The 17,743-nt window shown below is 64.9% G+C and carries 14 protein-coding genes; 7 read left to right on the top strand and 7 right to left on the bottom strand.

Annotation, left to right across the window (positions count from 1 at the left end; genetic code table 11):
* The first annotated feature begins 29 nt into the window (after positions 1-29).
* From ACQR1W_RS07785 to ACQR1W_RS07765, 5 genes are all read left to right on the top strand, one after another.
* The gene (locus ACQR1W_RS07785) at positions 30-698 is read left to right on the top strand and encodes an NAD(P)-dependent oxidoreductase (RefSeq protein WP_434850225.1); all 669 of its coding nucleotides are present in this window, start codon (positions 30-32) and stop codon (positions 696-698) included.
* A 215-nt stretch (positions 699-913) separates the two neighbouring features.
* Positions 914-1,315: a hypothetical protein gene (locus ACQR1W_RS07780; RefSeq protein ID WP_434850224.1), complete on the top strand. Its 402-nt coding sequence runs from the start codon at positions 914-916 to the stop codon at positions 1,313-1,315.
* 103 nt (positions 1,316-1,418) lie between these two features.
* On the top strand, positions 1,419-1,811 hold the full coding sequence (locus tag ACQR1W_RS07775; RefSeq protein WP_434850223.1) for a FixH family protein: 393 nt from the start codon (positions 1,419-1,421) through the stop codon (positions 1,809-1,811).
* A gap of 110 nt (positions 1,812-1,921) precedes the next feature.
* Positions 1,922-3,346, top strand: a complete 1,425-nt coding sequence (locus ACQR1W_RS07770; RefSeq protein WP_434850222.1) for an efflux RND transporter periplasmic adaptor subunit — start codon at positions 1,922-1,924, stop codon at positions 3,344-3,346.
* Positions 3,343-6,513, top strand: a complete 3,171-nt coding sequence (locus tag ACQR1W_RS07765; protein WP_434850221.1) for an efflux RND transporter permease subunit — start codon at positions 3,343-3,345, stop codon at positions 6,511-6,513. Before ACQR1W_RS07770 ends, ACQR1W_RS07765 begins: the two co-directional genes overlap by 4 nt.
* Positions 6,514-6,542: 29 nt before the next feature.
* Here the strand turns inward: ACQR1W_RS07765 and ACQR1W_RS07760 are convergent, their stop codons facing one another.
* Complete coding sequence (locus tag ACQR1W_RS07760) at positions 6,543-7,979, bottom strand: multicopper oxidase family protein (protein WP_434850220.1); 1,437 nt, start codon at positions 7,977-7,979, stop codon at positions 6,543-6,545.
* A 159-nt stretch (positions 7,980-8,138) separates the two neighbouring features.
* On the opposite strand from ACQR1W_RS07760, the gene chrA reads away from it, so the two are divergent.
* Positions 8,139-9,383: a chromate efflux transporter gene (chrA, locus tag ACQR1W_RS07755; RefSeq protein WP_434850219.1), complete on the top strand. Its 1,245-nt coding sequence runs from the start codon at positions 8,139-8,141 to the stop codon at positions 9,381-9,383.
* Between the two features lie 44 nt (positions 9,384-9,427).
* Here chrA and ACQR1W_RS07750 read toward each other — a convergent pair whose 3' ends face one another.
* Positions 9,428-12,592 carry an efflux RND transporter permease subunit gene (locus ACQR1W_RS07750; protein WP_434850218.1) on the bottom strand — a complete coding sequence of 1,055 codons (3,165 nt, stop codon included), beginning with the start codon at positions 12,590-12,592 and terminating at the stop codon, positions 9,428-9,430.
* Positions 12,585-13,622 (bottom strand): efflux RND transporter periplasmic adaptor subunit, encoded by a 1,038-nt coding sequence (locus ACQR1W_RS07745; RefSeq protein WP_434850217.1) that lies wholly within the window; start codon positions 13,620-13,622, stop codon positions 12,585-12,587. The genes ACQR1W_RS07750 and ACQR1W_RS07745 overlap by 8 nt, the downstream gene beginning before the upstream one ends.
* 238 nt (positions 13,623-13,860) lie before the next feature.
* Between ACQR1W_RS07745 and ACQR1W_RS07740 the strand changes: the two genes are divergently transcribed.
* Positions 13,861-14,964, top strand: a complete 1,104-nt coding sequence (locus ACQR1W_RS07740) for a S1C family serine protease (RefSeq protein ID WP_434850216.1) — start codon at positions 13,861-13,863, stop codon at positions 14,962-14,964.
* Between the two features lie 123 nt (positions 14,965-15,087).
* Here ACQR1W_RS07740 and ACQR1W_RS07735 read toward each other — a convergent pair whose 3' ends face one another.
* From ACQR1W_RS07735 to ACQR1W_RS07720, 4 genes are all read right to left on the bottom strand, one after another.
* Positions 15,088-15,330 (bottom strand): tautomerase family protein, encoded by a 243-nt coding sequence (locus tag ACQR1W_RS07735; protein ID WP_434850215.1) that lies wholly within the window; start codon positions 15,328-15,330, stop codon positions 15,088-15,090.
* A gap of 13 nt (positions 15,331-15,343) precedes the next feature.
* Positions 15,344-16,054, bottom strand: a complete 711-nt coding sequence (locus ACQR1W_RS07730; RefSeq protein WP_434850214.1) for an SDR family NAD(P)-dependent oxidoreductase — start codon at positions 16,052-16,054, stop codon at positions 15,344-15,346.
* A gap of 91 nt (positions 16,055-16,145) precedes the next feature.
* Positions 16,146-17,114, bottom strand: coding sequence for a LysR family transcriptional regulator (locus ACQR1W_RS07725; RefSeq protein WP_434850213.1), 969 nt, complete (start codon positions 17,112-17,114; stop codon positions 16,146-16,148).
* A gap of 111 nt (positions 17,115-17,225) precedes the next feature.
* The gene (locus ACQR1W_RS07720) at positions 17,226-17,624 is read right to left on the bottom strand and encodes a winged helix-turn-helix transcriptional regulator (protein WP_434850212.1); all 399 of its coding nucleotides are present in this window, start codon (positions 17,622-17,624) and stop codon (positions 17,226-17,228) included.
* Positions 17,625-17,743 lie beyond the last annotated feature (119 nt).

Genomic DNA, 17,743 nt, shown 5'->3' with positions numbered 1-17,743 from the left:
AGGCGTCCCGCTTTCAAAAGGAGACAATCATGAGCGACTCGCAAACCGACACCATCCGGACTGCCCAACCGAAAATCCTGGTCCTTGGAGCGACCGGCGGCACCGGCCGACTGATCGTCGCCCAGGCGCTCGCACGCGGCTACGAGGTCACCGTGCTGGTGCGCTCGCCTAAGAAGGCGAGCGGCCTGAAAGGCGCCAAGCTTGTCGTCGGCGACGCCCGCGACGAACGCGCGTTGCGTGAGGCCCTGAAAGGACAGGATGCCGTCATCAGCGCGTTGGGCACGCCGGCAAGCCCATTCCGCGAGGTCACGGCTCTCTCGCAGATGACGCGAACGCTCGTCAATGCCATGAAGGCCGAGCATGTCTCGCGCCTTGTCAGCATCACCGGCATTGGCGCAGGTGACAGCGTCGGGCACGGTGGCTTCCTGTTCGACAACGTGATCTTCCCGCTGCTCCTGCGCAACGTCTACGCCGACAAGAACCGGCAGGAAGCGATTGTCGGAGACAGCGGCCTCGACTGGGTGCTCGTTCGCCCCTCGGTTCTGAACGACAAACCCGGCGGCCATACGGTCCGCGCGCTGACCGATCTGTCCGGCTTCCATGGCGGAACGATCTCGCGGGCGGACGTCGCCACCTTCGTCTTGGACCAGGTGCGTGACGATACCTGGCTGAAGCGTTCGCCCCTGATCACATGGTGAACGCTGGAGCCGCACCGGCGGCGGTCCCAACATTTAGGGGCCAACGCTCCCGCCAACCGCCGCCGGAGACTTGCATCGCGAGCCTCCGCGGCGGTATGGAGGTCCCAGCGGTCACGGATGATTGAGCCGGATCAACGACTCGGTGCCGCAATTGATGTGATAGTTGGCTGGTTGCGGCCCGCCGGGCCCGAAACATGGCAGGTCCCTGAACTCCGATGCGGCTCGTCCGTACCATTCTGGCGTTTGCGATTGCCGCCTCACTGGCGTTGCTGCCCGTGGGAGCGTCGGCGACCGCTGCTGCTATGGGATCAGCCGGTATGGGAGCAGCGATGGGGTCAGGCGATCCGCAGCCCGGCATGCACATGCAGATGGGCGCCTCCGGCGACATGTCGATGGAGGATTGCTGTCCGGATGACATGACGGGCGCACCGGCGCCGACCGCCCCCCATAAATGCGACATGGGTTTCTGCTGCATCGGCGGAGCCCTGGCGCTCGGCGAACTTCGCATGGTCGTGTTCGAGTTCAGGTCGGCCGGGGCCACCTCGGTCGCAATCCCGGCGGACCAGATCGTCCCCACCTCAGGCAGCAGCCCTCCCTTCCGTCCTCCTCGCGTCTGATCTCGCGCAACCGAACGCGTGCAGCACCGGCTGCTCGCGCGAATCGCGACTGCCGTGCGCTCACTCGGAGCCACGGCCGAGACAGACCTATGAGGACGAAACCATGATTGCCAAATTCAGCAGCGCGGCGCTGGCCGCCACCCTTGCGCTCGCCGCTTCCTCTGCCTTCGCAGGCGCGGCCGACTACACGTTCGAGCCGGTCACTCCGGAGATGAAGAAGGGCGACGACGTCACGCTCGCCATTCGTTTGACCAACAAGCAGACCGGCAAGCCGGTGCCGGATGCGGTGATCTTCAAGACCCGCATCGACATGGCCCCCGACGGGATGGCCGAGATGGAATCGCCGGTCACGCCGCTCCCGCCCCAGGGGCCGGGCGTCTACGCCTTCAAGACCGATCTGCCGATGGCGGGCCGCTATCAGGTCACGCTGTCCGCGAAGGTGCAGGGCGAACCCGAGAGCGTCACCGGCAAGGTGATCGTCAAGGCAACCAAGTGACCGCTCACAAGTGAGCTCTTGCAAGTGAGCCTTCGGGCGCCGCGCGAGCGGGCGCCCGGTCTCTCTCCTCCTGACAGATGCGCGCGCTCCGGAGTGCGCAGGAACACGCCATGAAAACGCTGCGCGTATTGACGACACTTGCGCTGGGCGGCGGCCTCGCTGCAGGCGCCTACTGGTCCTTGGATGGCGGGCGCTGGCCTGTTCACGCCGAGACGACCCCGGCTGCGGCCACGGCAGACCGAGCTCCGCTCTACTATCGCGATCCGAGCGGCGCGCCGTTCTGGTCCGCCGGCCCCAAGAAAGACGACCGCGGACGCGACTACTTGCCAGTCTACGACGACGACCAGGCCGCCTCCGAGCCGGTCAAACCGACGCAGCAGGCGGATTCGTCGCGCAAGATCCTCTACTACCGGAATCCGATGGGACTGCCGGACACCTCACCGGTCCCGAAGAAGGACCCGATGGGGATGAACTACGTCCCGGTCTATGAAGGTGACGACGTTGATGACGGCACCGTCAAGCTGTCACCGGGCAAGATGCAGCGGAGCGGCGTGACCTCCGAGCCTGCCGGGCGGCGCCCGATCCGGGTGATCGTGAAGGCACCCGGCACGATCCAGCTCGACGAACGTCTGATCTCGGTGATCGCAATGCGTTCCGAGAGCTTCGTTCAGTCCGTGGCCGACGTCACGACTGGCACGCGCGTGAAGGCCGGCCAGCCATTGATGCAGATCTACAGTTCTGCCATCGCGGCCGCCGCTGCGGAATATCTCTCCACCATCAGTTCGAAGATCATCGGCAGCGTCGAGGCCTACGGACGCGGCTCGCGCCAGCGCCTGGTCAATCTCGACGTTCCGGAGCCGATCATCACCGAGATGGAAAAATCCCATATCGCGCCGGTCACCGTGCAATGGACGGCGCCGCGCGACGGCATCGTCCTCGAGCGCAATGCTATCCCGGGCATGCGGGCCAATCCCGGCGACGTCCTGTTCCGGATCGCCGATATCTCGACGGTGTGGGCCGTCGTCGATGTCGCCGAACGCGATCTCGGCACCATCGCGGTCGGGCAGTCCGTCACGATCCACGCCCGCAGCTTCGCCGGCCGGAGCTTTTCCGGAAAGATCGCCGTGATTTATCCCCAGGTGAACCGCGACACGCGCACCGCGCGTATCAGGATCGAGCTTGCCAATCCGGATACGGCGCTGCTCCCGGACATGTATGTCGATGCCGAGATCGACACGGCAGATCCTTCGCCGGTCCTGGCGGTGCCGGAGAGTTCGGTGCTCGATACCGGCGGCCACCAGGCCGTTCTCGTCGACAAGGGGAACGGGCGCTACGAGCCGCGCGACGTCAAGCTCGGACGACGTGGCGGCGGCTACATCGAGGTGCGCGACGGCCTTGCCGATGGCGAGGCGGTGGTGACGTCGGCGAACTTCCTGATCGATGCCGAAAGCAATCTGAAGGCGGCGCTCAAGGGATTTGCCGAGGCCTCGCAGCCGGACCAATCAGCCCACGCAGGGATGGGAGAACACCAATGATCGCCCGCATCATCGCATGGTCGGCGCGCAACCTGCTGCTGGTGCTGTTCGGCACCGGTTTCGCGGCTGCGGCCGGATTCTACGCCCTCGTCCACCTTCCGCTCGACGCGATCCCGGATCTCTCCGACACCCAGGTGATCGTCTACACCGAATATCCAGGCCAAGCGCCGCAGGTGATCGAGGATCAGGTCACCTATCCCCTGACGACGGCGATGCTGACGGTGCCAAGATCCAAGGTGGTGCGCGGCTTCTCGTTCTTCGGCGTGTCGTTCGTCTATGTGATCTTTGAGGACGGCACCGACATCTACTGGGCGCGCTCGCGCGTGATGGAGTTCTTGAACAGCGCCGCCTCCCGTCTCCCGGCCGGCGTCACGCCCACGATCGGCCCCGACGCCACCGGCGTCGGCTGGGTCTACCAATATGCCGTGATGTCCAAGGAGCTGAACCTCGCCGACACCAGGACGATCCAGGACTGGAATCTGAAATTCGCGCTGGCCAAGGCCGAAGGCGTCGCCGAGGCCGCGAGCATCGGCGGCTTCGTCAAGCAATACAACGTCGTCCTCGATCCGCAGCGGATGCGCGACCGCGGCATCAGCATGCAGAAGATCCGGGATGCGATCCGCGCCAGCAACGCCGATGTCGGCGGCCGCACGGTCGAGCTCTCCGAGTTCGAATACGTGATTCGCGGCAAGGGCTATTTGAAGAGCATCAACGATCTCGGCGACATCGTCCTGAAGGCTTCCGGCGGCACGCCGGTGCTGCTGCGCGACGTCGCCCGGGTCGAGCTCGGTCCCGACGAACGCCGCGGCATTGCAGAGCTGAATGGCGAAGGCGAGGTCGCGAGCGGAATCGTGCTGCAACGGTTCGGCGTCAACGCGCTCGACGTGATCGAGAACGTCAAGAAGCGCTTCAAGGACATCGCAAGCAGCCTGCCGAAGTCGGTGGAGATCGTCCCGGTCTACGACCGGTCGAACCTGATCTACGCCGCGATCGACACGCTCAAGCACACGCTCGTCGAGGAGAGCATCGTCGTCGCGCTGGTCTGCGTCGTGTTCCTGCTGCACGTTCGCAGCGCGCTGGTCGCGATCCTGATGCTCCCCGTGGGCGTGCTGATGGCGTTCGGCGCCATGAAGCTGTTGGGCCTCGGCTCCAACATCATGAGCCTCGGGGGAATCGCGATCGCGATCGGCGCCATGGTGGACGCCGCCATCGTGATGATCGAGAACGCGCACAAGCATCTGGAGCGCGCCAAGCCCGATCAGTCGCGCGTGCAGGTCCTGATCGATGCGGCCTCCGAAGTCGGGCCGGCGCTGTTCTTCAGCCTGCTGATCATCACGGTGTCGTTCATGCCGATCTTCACCCTGGAATCCCAGGAAGGCCGGCTGTTCAGCCCGCTTGCCTTCACCAAGACGTTCTCCATGGCCGCTGCGGCGCTGCTGTCGGTGACGCTGGTGCCGGCGCTGATGGTGATCTTCGTCCGCGGCAGGATCGTCCCCGAGAGCCGCAATGTCATCAACCGCTTCCTGATCTGGATCTACCGTCCGGTGATCAAGGGCGTGCTGCGGGCGAAGACGCTGGTGATACTTCTGGCACTCGTCGTGCTGGCCGTCTCGATCTGGCCGGCGCGCCAGCTCGGCACCGAGTTCATGCCCAATCTGAACGAGGGGACGTTGCTCTATATGCCGACCACGCTGCCCGGCATCTCCGTGACCAAAGCGGCCGAGCTGATGCAGATGCAGGACCGGATCATCAAGTCGTTCCCCGAGGTCGCCTCGGTCTACGGCAAGGCCGGACGCGCGGCCACCGCGACCGACCCGGCGCCGACCGAGATGTTTGAGACTGTCGTCAATCTGAAACCGAAGGAGCAGTGGCGGCCCGGTGTCACCGTCGACAGCCTGATTGCCGAGATGGACAAGGCGCTGCAGTTTCCTGGCGTATCGAACGCCTGGACCATGCCGATCAAGGCGCGGATCGACATGCTCTCGACCGGTATCCGCACGCCTGTTGGCGTCAAGGTGATGGGCACGGATCTGGTCGAGATCGATCGGCTGGCCAGGCAGATCGAGCGCGTGCTCAAGGCCGTTCCGGGCACCTCGTCGGCCTATGCGGAGCGAGGGATTGGCGGCTACTACCTGGAGATCACGCCCGACCGCGACGCGCTCGCCCGTTACGGCATCCTGATCCAGGACGTCCAAGACACCATCGCAGCCGCACTCGGCGGCCAGACCGTCACCACCACGGTTGAGGGCCGGCAGCGCTTCACGGTCAACATGCGCTACCCGCGCGACCTCCGGGACAATCCGAAGGCCATTGCCAGCGACATCCTGGTGCCGATGCCCGCGGGCGGCGCGGTGCCGCTCGGCGAGGTCGCGAAGGTCGAGCCGGCGCGCGGTCCGACCTCGATCCGCACCGAGAACGGCCAGCTTGCCACCTACATCTACGTCGATATCCGGGATCGCGACATCGGCAGCTACGTGGCCGACGCGCAGCGTGCTGTGACCGAGAGCATCCAGTTTCCGGCCGGCACCTATGTGGTCTGGAGCGGACAGTACGAATATCTGCAGCGGGCCGCCGCACGCCTAAAGGTCGTGGTGCCAGTGACGCTGACGATCATCTTCCTGCTCTTGTACCTGAACTTCAGGTCGATCACGGAAACGCTGATCGTGATGCTCTCGCTGCCCTTCGCGCTGGTGGGCGGCATTTGGATGATGTGGTGGCTCGGCTTCAATCTCTCGGTCGCAGTCGCGGTCGGCTTCATCGCGCTTGCGGGCGTTGCCGCCGAGACCGGCGTGGTGATGCTGATCTATCTGGATCACGCGTTGGCCGAGATGAAGGCGACGGTGAGCGCTGCCGGCGGAGCTCTGACCCGGAAGGACCTCCACGAAGCGATCATGGAGGGCGCGGTCGAACGGGTTCGTCCCAAGATGATGACGGTGGTCGCGATCATGGCGGGGCTGCTGCCGATCATGTGGAGCAGCGGGACCGGCTCGGAGATCATGCAGCGGATCGCGGTGCCGATGATCGGCGGCATGATTTCCTCAACGCTGCTGACGCTAATTGTCATCCCCGCGATCTTCGGTCTGGTCAATGGGCGCGGCCTTCTCCGCGACGAGGCCACCGGCCGACCATCGCGCGGGGAGTCAACCGACGTGCCGAAGGCGGCGTGAGGGGGTCGTCAACCTGGAGGCACGCACGCCTATCGATAGGTGATCAGCCCGGCAAAACCTTCGTCCATGTGATCCTGGTGATGGCAATGGAAGAAGGTCGCGCCCGGATCATCGGCCACGAAATCGATCTCGGCGGTCGAGAAGCGCGGCAGGCTGATGGTGTCCTTGATGACGCCGGATGTCGGCTTGTCGCCGACCTTGGTGATCTCGAAGGAATGCCGATGCAGATGCACCGGATGTTCGTCGCCGCTGTTGTTGTTGAGCAGCAGGCGGTAACGCTTGCCCTCGGTGACCGTGAACAACGGATTGGTATCAGGCCAGGACTTGCCATTGATGGTCCAGCGGTTGTAGCCGCCCCGACCGCCCGGAATCTTCTCGAATTTGAGGCCGATCGTCTCGTCGGGTGCAGCGGCCGCCGCGCCGGGGCGACCGAAGACGGTATAGTCCCATTTGGAATTGGCGGGCGCCAACCAGGAAGGCTCGCCGCTCCGATTGGCATATTCCACGACCACGCCCATGCCCATGTTGCGATCCTCGTCATCGGTCGAGCCGAACACCCAGATGCCGGGATTGTTCATCTCGACGATCACGTCGGCCCGCTCGGCAACGTCCAGCTTCAGCACATCGACCGTCGCGGAGGTCGGAACCGGGTTGCCGTCGAGCGCGAGGACCTTGAACCGGTGTCCCGGCAGCGCGAGCGAGATGCCCATGTTGCCGCTCGCATTCAGCAGCCGAAACAGCACGCGCTCGCCTTCACGGACCCGGATCGGCTCGCCGTGACCGAGCATGCGGTCGCCCAAGGTGGCAGCGTGATACATGACCTCGAGACCGTTGTCCGGCGGCGGACCTTTCTTGATGTCCTGCAGACTGACCCAATGGCCATCCCAATGGTGGGCCGCAAGCAGCACCTCGCGATCGTAGCTCCCGGGATCGCCGGCCGCGGGCTCCACGATCAGAAAGCCGAATTCGCCGGTATAGGTGCTCTTGTTGAGATCGGTCATCGCCATCGCATGGCTGTGATACCAGCGCGTCCCTGACGGCTTCGGCGTGTACGAATAGGTCAGCGTCTTGCCCGGCGCGATGATCGGCGAACCTTCTTCCGTTGCACCGTCCTCAGCCGCGGGAATCATCAGGCCATGCCAGTGGATCAGATTGGGGTAGCCGGACTCATTGCTGACATCGATCCGGACTGCCCTGCCTTCCTTGAGCCGCAGCGCCGGACCGGGAACAGTCCCATTGTAGGCGGTGGTCTTGATCACCTTGCCCGGCGCGATCTCGATCGAGGTCGGCGCGATGCTGATCTTGTAGTCGGCAGCTTCATTCTGCGTCGTCTGAGCGCGGACGAGAGGCACGGTCCGGGCCGCCAGCAGCGAGGCCGTGCCGGCCTTCGCGCCGCGAAGTAATGTCCTGCGGCTGAGGAGCGGCTGCGCCTGGCGTATTTCTTCGTCTCGATCTTGCGTGGTCATCGCCTGCTCCGCTCAAAACGCGACGCGTCGCGAGCCCGCAATGTCCGACGGGTACCGCAGCCAAACAAGGGAGCGTCGGCAACAAAACAAGTTGATGCTTGACTTGAGCCGTCATCGGGAACCGATATGGAGGGGCGCGCAAGGGAAAATGGAGACCGTATGAAAGAAGGAGCTATCGCCGATACTGAGCCGGTCTCCGACGGGGAGCGAACTGGTCGCACATCGCCGGCGCAAGTGCTCCTGATCTTTCTCAGGCTCGGGCTGACCTGCTTCGGTGGGCCGATCGCCCATATCGGCTACTTCCGCGACGAGTTCGTTGTGCGCCGGAAATGGATCGACGAACATGCCTTCGCCGACCTCGTCGGGCTCTGCCAATTCCTTCCCGGGCCGGCCAGTAGCCAGGTCGGGTTTTCGATCGGGCTGATGCGCGCCGGCTATCTCGGCGCGCTCGCCGCGTGGACCGGCTTCACCCTGCCCTCCGCCATCGCACTGATCCTGTTTGCCTATGGCGCCAGTGCGCTGAGCGGACCACTCGGCAACGGACTGCTGCACGGCCTCAAGCTGACTGCGGTCGCGATCGTAGCGCAGGCCGTGTGGGGCATGGCGCGCACGCTCTGCCCGGATCGCGAGCGCGCGTCGATTGCGGTCGCAGCCGCGCTGCTCATATTGTTCAGTACACAGTCGCTGGTGCAGATCGGCGCGATCCTGCTCGGCGGGCTTGCCGGGCTCCTGCTCTGCCGCAGCGAGGCCACCGTGCCATCCGGACATGTCGAGATGCCGGTCTCGCGCACCGCGGGCCTGGTCGCACTCGCGGCGTTCTTCCTGTTGCTGGTCAGCCTTCCGCTCTTGCGCGCTGCGACTGGATCGTCCGGCGTCGCGCTGTTCGACGCCTTCTACCGCTCGGGCGCGCTCGTCTTCGGCGGCGGCCACGTCGTGCTGCCGCTGCTGCGCGAGGCCTTCGTCACGCCGGGCTGGCTGAGCGACGATGCGTTCCTCGCCGGCTACGGCGCGGCCCAGGCCGTGCCGGGGCCGCTGTTCACTTTCGCAGCCTATCTGGGAGCGGTGGTCACGCCAGAGCCGCACGGGCTGGCGGGGGCAGTGCTGGGTCTCGTCGGCATCTTTCTGCCGGGAATTTTGATCCTGCTCGGCGCCCTGCCGTTCTGGGACTCGTTCCGGAGACGCGCCGGTGCGCAGGCGATGATGCGCGGCGTCAACGCCGCGGTGGTCGGCCTTCTTGGCGCGGCGCTGTACAACCCGGTCTGGACCAGCAGCGTGCACAACGGGCGGGATTTCGGCCTGGCGCTGGTCGGCTTCGTGCTGCTGACCGCCTGGCGCGCGCCGCCGCTCGTCGTCGTGGCGATCAGCGCGATCGGAGGCGTCCTGCTCGCGATGACCGGTTCGTAGATCGAGGGTCGCTCGCTCCCGAGGCTGGAAGATCTGCGCATTCGTCAGGATGCTGACGTCTCGTGGCAGGTCACATCGGGCGCCGCGACATCGAACCGCGCATAGCGCAATGCAAGCGGCGGCAGCACGAGAAGGTTCAGTGCCATCGAGGTCACGAGGCCGCCGACAATCACGATGGCCATCGGCCCTTCGATTTCACGGCCCGGCTCGCCGGCGCCGAGCGCCAGCGGCAGCAAGCCGAGGCCCGTCACAAGCGAAGTCATCAAGATCGGAACGAGGCGATCGGCCGCGCCCTCAATTGCTGTGTCAGCGCCCCAGACACGACGTTCGACGGTGACCAGATGCTCATAATGCGAGATCATCAGGATGGAGTTGCGAAGTGTGATTCCAAACAGGGTGACAAACCCGACCATCGAGCCGAGGGACAGCAATCTGCCCGTGAATGCGACCGCGAACACGCCGCCCACAAACGCAAACGGCAGGTTGATAAGGACGAGCACCAAATTGCGCCAGTGGCCAGTGACGAACGACAGCAGAAGGACGATACCCGTCGCCGCCAGCAGTGAATTCACCAGGAGATCGCGCCGCGACCGGGCCTGCGCCTCGGCCGCTCCCGCGAACTCGACATGGGCACCGGACGGAAGCTTGACTTCGCTGGCGATCTTCCGTCTGGCATCGGCAACGAAGGATTCGAGGTCACGCCCGCTGACGCCGGCGGTAACCGTCTGAGCGCGTTGCCCGTCTCGATGGAGGACCTGATAGCGACCGGAGGCACCGTAGACGTCCGCGATCTGCCTCAGCAGAACATAAGCGCCGCTCGGTGTCCGCAGAGGCATGTCGCCAATCTGAGAAAGACGGGCGTTGGCACGCGTATCCATCCTGACGATCACGTTGAAGACCGTGTTGCCTTCGTAGGCCTGACCGACCACGTCCCCCTGATACGCCGTCCGGATCAGTTCCAGCACATCGACCGCGTCCAATCCCCATCGCTGCAGATCGGTCGGGCGAAGCGTCACATCGACCTGCGGCATCCCCGGCGGAGCTTGTTGCTGGACCTCGATCGCGCCCCGAACCTCCCCGAGTTCACGGGCAATGTCGCGTGCCGCGCGCTGCAATGAGTCGAGATCGGGACCGAAGACGTTCACGACCACCGCCGCGGTGAAGCCGGACACCGTCTCCTCGATGCGCTCGGTCAAATAGGTCTTGATCGAAAAGACGATGCCGGGGAAGCCCGCCAAGGCAGATCGAATGCGCGTCTCCGTCGTTTCCTGGTCCGCCCCGGACAGCCCTGACTGGAAGTCGATCTCGAACTCGCTGGAGTGGGGACCGACCGTGTCGATGCCCGCCTCGGCGCGTCCCACATGCTGGGCCACGCTGCGCACGCCCGGCACGGTTCGAAGGGCATCGGTGATCAGCTTGCCGATGCGCAGTGATTCACCGAGCGACGTCCCGGGAATCGCGGACACGTGCAGGATCAGATGACCCTCCTTCAGATCGGGCAGGAAGGTGCCACCGAAGAACGGCAACATGCCGGCCCCCAGCATGGTGAGAAGCATCGCGGTCGCGACCACCAGCCGAGGAAACCTCCCGATCCCTCGCAGCAAGCTTTCATAGTGACGACGTGACCAGCGCACCAGGGGCGGCGGTCTGTGCTTGCGGCCCGCAGCCGTCTTTCCCGCCAGCAGAACCATGGAGAGCGCCGGCGTGACCGTGAGCGCGACAACGAGCGAGGCCGCCACAGCGAGGATATAGGCGATCCCGAGAGGCCCAAACAGGCGGCCGGCGACTCCCGGAAGGACAAGAATCGGCACGAAGACCATGAGCGCTGCAAAGGTCGCGTAGACCACGGAGGTGCGGACCTCGAGCATGGCGCCAAGCACGACCTGCGCCTCGGCGCGAGGTGTCGGGGAATGGCGATTCTCGCGCAAGCGGCGCACGACATTCTCGACCCCGATCACGGCGTCATCGACGACTTCGCCGATGGCGATCGCAAGTCCGCCGAGGGTCATCGTATTGAGGCTTTCGCCCATCCATTCCAGGGCAAGCACGGCCGCGAGCAGCGACAGCGGAATTGCGGTGCAGCTGATGACGGAGGTGCGCCAATCAAACAAGAACAGCAGCAGGACGATGATCACCAGCGCGCCGCCGATCAGCAGCGCGTACAGCACGTTGCTGGTCGCCGTATCGATGAAACTTGCCGGGCGAAACAGGTCGGCGTGGAGCTGGACCGCTTCGGCCTCCAGCGCCGGCCGCAAGTCCCTCAGCGCCGCTTCGACCCGCGTCGCGACCTCGCGGGTGTTCGCGCCGTATTGCTGACTGATCATCAGCATGATTCCGGGCCGTCCGTTGATCAGCGCAGCACCGATCGGCGGCTCGGGCGCGGTCTCGACCGTGGCAACATCGCCGAGCACGACGCTTGCGCCATCATGGTGGAAGAGAACCGTGCGAGCGAGCTGCTCGGCCGTCAACGATTGGCCCTGCGTCTGCAAGACGACGCGCTGATTGGCCGTGTCGACGAACCCGGCTCCCCGGACCCCCGTGGCTTTCCGCGCTGCGGTCAGAACGTCATTCATGCCGACGTTGAACCGGACCAGATCGTCGGGGCGGACCTGCACTTGCAGCGATCTCGTGTCGCCGCCGTAGGTCGATATTTGCGCCACCCCGGGCACAGCCAAGAGCCGCCTGCCCACCGTCCAGTCCGCAAGGGTGCGCAAATCCATCAGCGAGCGCCGATCGGAGGTCAGGCCGATCACCAGCACGGTGCCGGCTGAGGACGTCAGCGGCGTCATGGAAGGAGGCTGCACGCCTTGCGGAAGGCGGCTGGCAAGGACCCCGAGGCGCTCGGCGACCAGTTGCCGTGCCCGGTAGATGTCGCTGCCCGGCTGAAAGATCACCGTCAGGACCGACAAGCCCTGAATCGAGGACGAGCGCATGCTCTCGATCCCAGGCAAGCCACTAATCGATGTTTCGACCGGCTGGGTGACGAGGACCTCGACCTGCTCGGGGCCGAGGCCCGGCGCTTCGGTCTGGACCGAGACCTGGGGCGGGGCGAATTCGGGAAACACGCCATAGCTCGCATTGCCGAGGGCAAACAGGCCGTAGCCGGCGATGGCGCATGCGAGCGCGAGCACGATCCCGCGGAAGCGGATGGCAAAGGAAACCAACGCCGCCTGCGGCCCCGCCGGTGTCGGGCCGACGCCGTCAATCATTGTCGTCGTCGCCCCGAAGCTCGCTCCTGGCCTCTTCGGACAGCAGAACCTGCGCGCCCCGTATCACGATCTCGGAGCCCGGCGGGATATCCTGCACGACGTAGTCGTCGTCGGACACAGGCTGATCCGTGCTGATCGGATGCCGCTTGAAGGCGGTGGGTCCGGCGCGGAGATACACCCACGACCGGCCCTGCCATTGGACGATGGCAGTGTCTTCGACGAAGACGCCCTCATAGGTCTTGCCCGAGGGGACATAGACCGTGGTGTTCATCCCTGGCAGCAGGCCGCTGTCGCCGGACGCCACAAAGAAGTAGCTGAGGCCCTGGATCCGCGCGTCCGTTCGCGTGGCCGGGGAGATGTAGGAGAGATCGATGTTGGCGCTCTGCGTCGGCGCTTGCGCCAGCGCGGCCCGCGGCTCCCCGGTGAGGACCACGCCCGGCGGCAAGGTGACCTGAACAAGAAACTGGTCGCGTTCGATCAATCGCAGGACATGCGGTGAGCGTTCGACGATCCACTTTCCGATCACGAGGCCCCATTCCTGCCGCGCGGTCGCCGCGAGCGTCTTCACCTGCGATTCCGCGGCAGCGAGGGAGGCCTGATCGGTTCGGAGCGTTCCTTCGGCGGTCTCGACGTCCTTCTTCGGCATCGCAGCAGATTGGACGAGGTTCTGGACCCGGTCGAATGCGCTCTTGGCCACGTCGAACTTGGCCTGCGCCGTCTGCAGCTGCGCCTGGGCATTGGTGTAGCTGTTGGTGAGCTCTGTCACCCGGGCGACATCGAGTACGGCGCCATAGGCCCGGAATTGCTCAGGATGAGGCGCCGCCTCCAGGACTGCGGTCTGCAGCCCGATCTGCCGCTGCTGCGCGGCGGAAAGGCTGACGGTACCAGGCGGCGCATGTCCGGCGGAAGACGACGCCGCACTGTCCGGGCCATCGTCGTTTGCCTGCAAAGGCGCGGCGCCGGTTCGGGCGGCGGCCCAGATCAGGGAGCCCGCCGTCAGGATACAAACGGCAACGGCGAACCTGCGCACGAATCCGCCATTTCTGGGCAAGAGGACACCTGGAGCTTGTCGGTCTGCAACGATTATCGCCCTGAAGACCGGGCTTCAAGGGGCGACATTGGCGCCCTACCACCCGATGGCACCACCAGGCGATGGGGACGGCATCGCGCGGGTCGATGCCGCCGGCCGAGCACACCGAAGCAACCTGCGCGCTGGCGCGAGCTCGGAACCTTGGATCGGCTCTGGAATTGAGCTGCGGCAAGGAGGGATGGGCGTGCGCTTTCTACGTTTGGCGATCGTCTGGCTTTTGCTGCTCGCAACTGCCTGGGTGGCGGAGCCCTATCTTGCAGGGTTGTGGTTTTCGGCCTCGGTGCCGCGCACCGTCACGCCCCGCGGCGATCTCGCGGCCAGCGAGCAGGCGACCATCGCGCTGTTCAAGAACGTCTCGCCCTCGGTCGTGCACGTGTTCGCGCGTGCCACACCGAGCGCGTCGCTGTTTTCCGACGAGCAGGAAAGCGTCGTCCAGTCGGGCTCCGGCGTGATATGGGACACCGCAGGTCATGTGATTACCAACAATCACGTCATCAATGGCACCGCCCAGATCGGCGTTCGTCTCACCTCCGGCGAATTCGTGACGGCGCGTGTCGTCGGCGCTGCCCCCAACTACGATCTCGCGGTCCTGCAACTGGAGCGGCCGACGTCCGCGTGGCGACCGATCGCGATCGGCCGTTCGGCGGATCTGCAGGTCGGGCAGAGCACGTTCGCGATCGGCAACCCTTACGGGCTCGACCAGACCCTGACGTCGGGGATCGTGAGCGCGCTGGGCCGGAGGCTGCCGAGCGGCGCTGCGCACGAGCCGACCGGCATGATCCAGACCGATGCGCCGATCAATCCCGGCAATTCCGGCGGCCCGCTGCTCGACAGCGCCGGGCGGCTGATCGGCGTCAACAGCGCCATCATCTCCGGCTCGGGCGCGTCGGCGGGGATCGGCTTCGCCATTCCCGTCGACATCGTCAACCATGTCGCGACCGAGCTGATCCGCAACGGTCACGTGCCCGAACCGGGGATCGGGATCGTGGCGGCGAAGCAGGGCGAAGCCACCCGTCTCGGACTTGACGGCGTCATCATCGTGCGAACGTTGCCCGATTCTCCGGCCGCCAAGGCCGGGATCGAAGGCGCCGATGCCGATGGGGTGGTTCGCGACGTCATCACTGAAGTCAACGGCAAGCCCATCCACAGCATCGAGGAGCTGACCTCGATCTTCGAGAATGCGGGAATCGGCAACCAGATCACCTTGACCGTGGAACGCGATGGGCAACGACGCAAGGTGACGGTCGCGATCGCAGACGTCTCACAACTGAGCCAAGGATGATTGAGTCAAGGATGTTCCAAGCGGGACTGAGCCCCCCGCGACAAACGCGGAACGCGTTTGCGCGAAAACAATGCTCAACTAGGAACACCGAGCACGATAGCATTCAGCTTGGTCGCTTGCGCTTTAGCCGCTAGGTGCAGCCTTGGCGAGCGTCTTGCGATAGTCGGCGACCGGTAGCCCGCCCCAGCCCCAATTCTCCATCTCGACCTCTTCGATGACGACGAAGGTCGCCTCGAGCGGCTTGTTGAGGACATCGAGAAGCAGCTGGCTCGCGCCCTTGATCAGGGCCGCCTTCTGCTCCGTCGTGACGGAAGCGGCGCCGGGTGTCGTTCCTTCGCGCGTGACCTGGATCGTGACGATCGGCATCGCAACCTCTCTCTCAGTGCCCGGCGCTCTGGCCACCGTCGACATGCAGGATTTCTCCGGTCACGAAAGACGCGCCTTCGAGATAGAGCACGGCATCGACGATATCGCGCATCTCGCCCATCCGTCCGACTGGATGCAGCTTCGCCAGGAATTCGTGGGTTTCCGGGCCATGCATCGGCGTCTTGATGATGCCGGGCGACACGGCGTTGACGCGAACACCCTTGCCTGCAAATTCGATCGCCAGCGACTTCGTTGCCGCGTTCAATCCGCCCTTGGTCAGAGAGGCCAGCACGGACGGCACACTGCTGTTCGCATGATCGACCAGGCTCGTCGTGATCTGCACGATGTGCCCGGAACCCTGCTTCAGCATCTCCTTGGCGGCGCGCCTCGTGATGTGGAAGAAGCCGTTGAGATTGATCGCCAGCATATTGGCGTAGTCTTCGTCGGTGTAATCGGTGAACGGCTTTGCGACGAAGATGCCGGCATTGTTGACCAGCGTGTCGATGCGGCCAAAGCGCTCGAGCGCCTGCGAGACGATGCGCTCTGCCGTCTTGGGATCAGCAATGTCGCCCGCGACGGTGAGGATATCCGGATCGGACGACGGCTTGATCGACCGCGAGCTCGCGACCACGCGGAAGTTGCGATCGCGATATCCCTTGACCAGGGCTTCCCCGATGCCCTGCGACGCGCCGGTAACAATGGCGACTTTCTGCTCTGCACCCATGATGGGCTCCATGATCTCCGTGAAGGCGGCGACCACCGCCGCCCGTGATCCGATGGAAGCTAGACAGGTCGGGTACTGAAGCGAATACGTTCTAATCGGCAGACACTCTTCCGCGCCGCGAACGAATGGAATCGGCACCGCCCTTGGTATCGTGCGAAAGACGCTCGAAATAGCGCTTGAGCCGCGGCACCGCGTAATCGACGAAGGCGCGCACCTTTGGCACCGATAGACGTCCCTGTGGCGCAAGGAGATGCACTGGCAAAGGCGGATGCTCGTCTTTATCGAGCAGGATCTGCAATCGTCCGCCGCGGATCTCTTCGGCGATGTGATAGGAGAACAGCCGGGTCACGCCGCTGCCCTCCGCGGCCGACGCCACCGCGGCGCGAACGGTATTGACGATGAGCCGCGGCGTGAACCGCACCGTCCTCGGCACCGAAGAATTTTTCAGCGGCGGAAAGCTCCAGGAGTCCTGGCCGAAATGCGTCATCGAAACGATCTGTTGCTTTGCCAGATCGGCCGGCTCGTTGATGGTGGGATGCCGTGCGAGATAGGCGGGCGATGCTGCGATCACACGACGGACTTCGCCGAGCCGGATGGCAACGAAATTCGAATCCGCCAGATGGGCGATCCGCAGCGCGACGTCGATGCCTTCGTCGATCAAATTCACCTGGCGATCGAAAAGCAGCAGCCGGACGGAGACGGCCGGATAGTCGTTCATGAAGTTGTCGACCACCGGGCGTAACAGATCCTCCCCGGTGATGATCGGCGCCGTCAGCGTCAAAGTTCCGCGCGGCGCAGCCCGCTCGCCAGCCGCGGCGATGTCGGCCTCCTCCAGGTCGACCAGCACGCGACGGCAGGCCGCCACGTAGCGCTCACCCGCCTCGCTCAGCTTCAAGGCACGAGTGGTCCGGTGCAGGAGTTCGGTCCCGACATGGGCTTCGAGAAAGGCGATGGCCCGGCTCACCGCCGGCGGCGACCGTCCCAAGCGCCGGCCCGCGCCGGCCAGACTGCCCTCGTCGACGGCCGAGACAAAGACTTTCATCGCCTCAATGCGGTCCACGGCACGCTTCCGGGGTGAGCCAACGTCATCGACAGGTTAGAAGCCCATTTGTCGCGCGGCAAGACAAGGGGGCGCGTCGGGCCATGCCGCGAGGGGACCAGACCCGAAAGTCTAACGGCTTGCCTTGAAGGCCTCCCAGCGAGCCTCGCGCTCGCTCTGATATTTCGGGGCGCGCTCGGCGATCAGGTCCTCGCGACGCAAGGGCTTGCCGCAGGACTCGCAAACCGGCCCCAGTCCAGCCGGCTTGCCGCAAGTACTATGGGTGTAGTTCACGGCGCGCCCCTCCTTCGGGGATTTGCACCAAGTCTCGCCCCAGGCGCGCAGCGCCAGGATCACGGGATGAAACGCCTCGCCCTTCTCCGTGAGGTGGTACTCATAGCGCAGCGGCCGCTTGCTGTAGGCGCGACGCCGGACGAGACCGTCCGCTTCCAGCTTCTTCAGCCGCGTCGCGATCATTTGCGGCGTCCCGCCGGTCTGCGCCTGGATCTCCTCGAACCGGTGCATGCGCATGAACAACTCGCGCAGAATCAGAATCGTCCAGGATCGCCTACGATAGGCTCGGCGCAGGCCGCAGGACACAAGGTTCGTTCGGTCAGCCCCACTGTCCTTCATTTTCGCCATCACGTTTT

Source organism: Bradyrhizobium sp. HKCCYLS1011, from assembly GCF_051167795.1.
In the GTDB taxonomy this organism is placed as follows: Bacteria; Pseudomonadota; Alphaproteobacteria; order Rhizobiales; family Xanthobacteraceae; genus Bradyrhizobium.
The sequence above is the reverse complement of the archived record's forward strand: the minus strand, read 5'-3'. Positions and strand labels throughout refer to the sequence as shown.

Coding starts and splice junctions, on each gene's coding strand:
- ACQR1W_RS07765 (WP_434850221.1), top strand. CDS start 3,343: ATGATCGCCCGCATCATCGCATGGTCGGCGCGCAACCTGCTGCTGGTG.
- ACQR1W_RS07775 (WP_434850223.1), top strand. CDS start 1,419: ATGATTGCCAAATTCAGCAGCGCGGCGCTGGCCGCCACCCTTGCGCTC.
- ACQR1W_RS07785 (WP_434850225.1), top strand. CDS start 30: ATGAGCGACTCGCAAACCGACACCATCCGGACTGCCCAACCGAAAATC.
- ACQR1W_RS07780 (WP_434850224.1), top strand. CDS start 914: ATGCGGCTCGTCCGTACCATTCTGGCGTTTGCGATTGCCGCCTCACTG.
- chrA (WP_434850219.1), top strand. CDS start 8,139: ATGAAAGAAGGAGCTATCGCCGATACTGAGCCGGTCTCCGACGGGGAG.
- ACQR1W_RS07735 (WP_434850215.1), bottom strand. CDS start 15,330: ATGCCGATCGTCACGATCCAGGTCACGCGCGAAGGAACGACACCCGGC.
- ACQR1W_RS07720 (WP_434850212.1), bottom strand. CDS start 17,624: ATGCGCATGCACCGGTTCGAGGAGATCCAGGCGCAGACCGGCGGGACG.
- ACQR1W_RS07730 (WP_434850214.1), bottom strand. CDS start 16,054: ATGGGTGCAGAGCAGAAAGTCGCCATTGTTACCGGCGCGTCGCAGGGC.
- ACQR1W_RS07770 (WP_434850222.1), top strand. CDS start 1,922: ATGAAAACGCTGCGCGTATTGACGACACTTGCGCTGGGCGGCGGCCTC.
- ACQR1W_RS07760 (WP_434850220.1), bottom strand. CDS start 7,979: ATGACCACGCAAGATCGAGACGAAGAAATACGCCAGGCGCAGCCGCTC.
- ACQR1W_RS07740 (WP_434850216.1), top strand. CDS start 13,861: ATGGGCGTGCGCTTTCTACGTTTGGCGATCGTCTGGCTTTTGCTGCTC.
- ACQR1W_RS07750 (WP_434850218.1), bottom strand. CDS start 12,592: ATGATTGACGGCGTCGGCCCGACACCGGCGGGGCCGCAGGCGGCGTTG.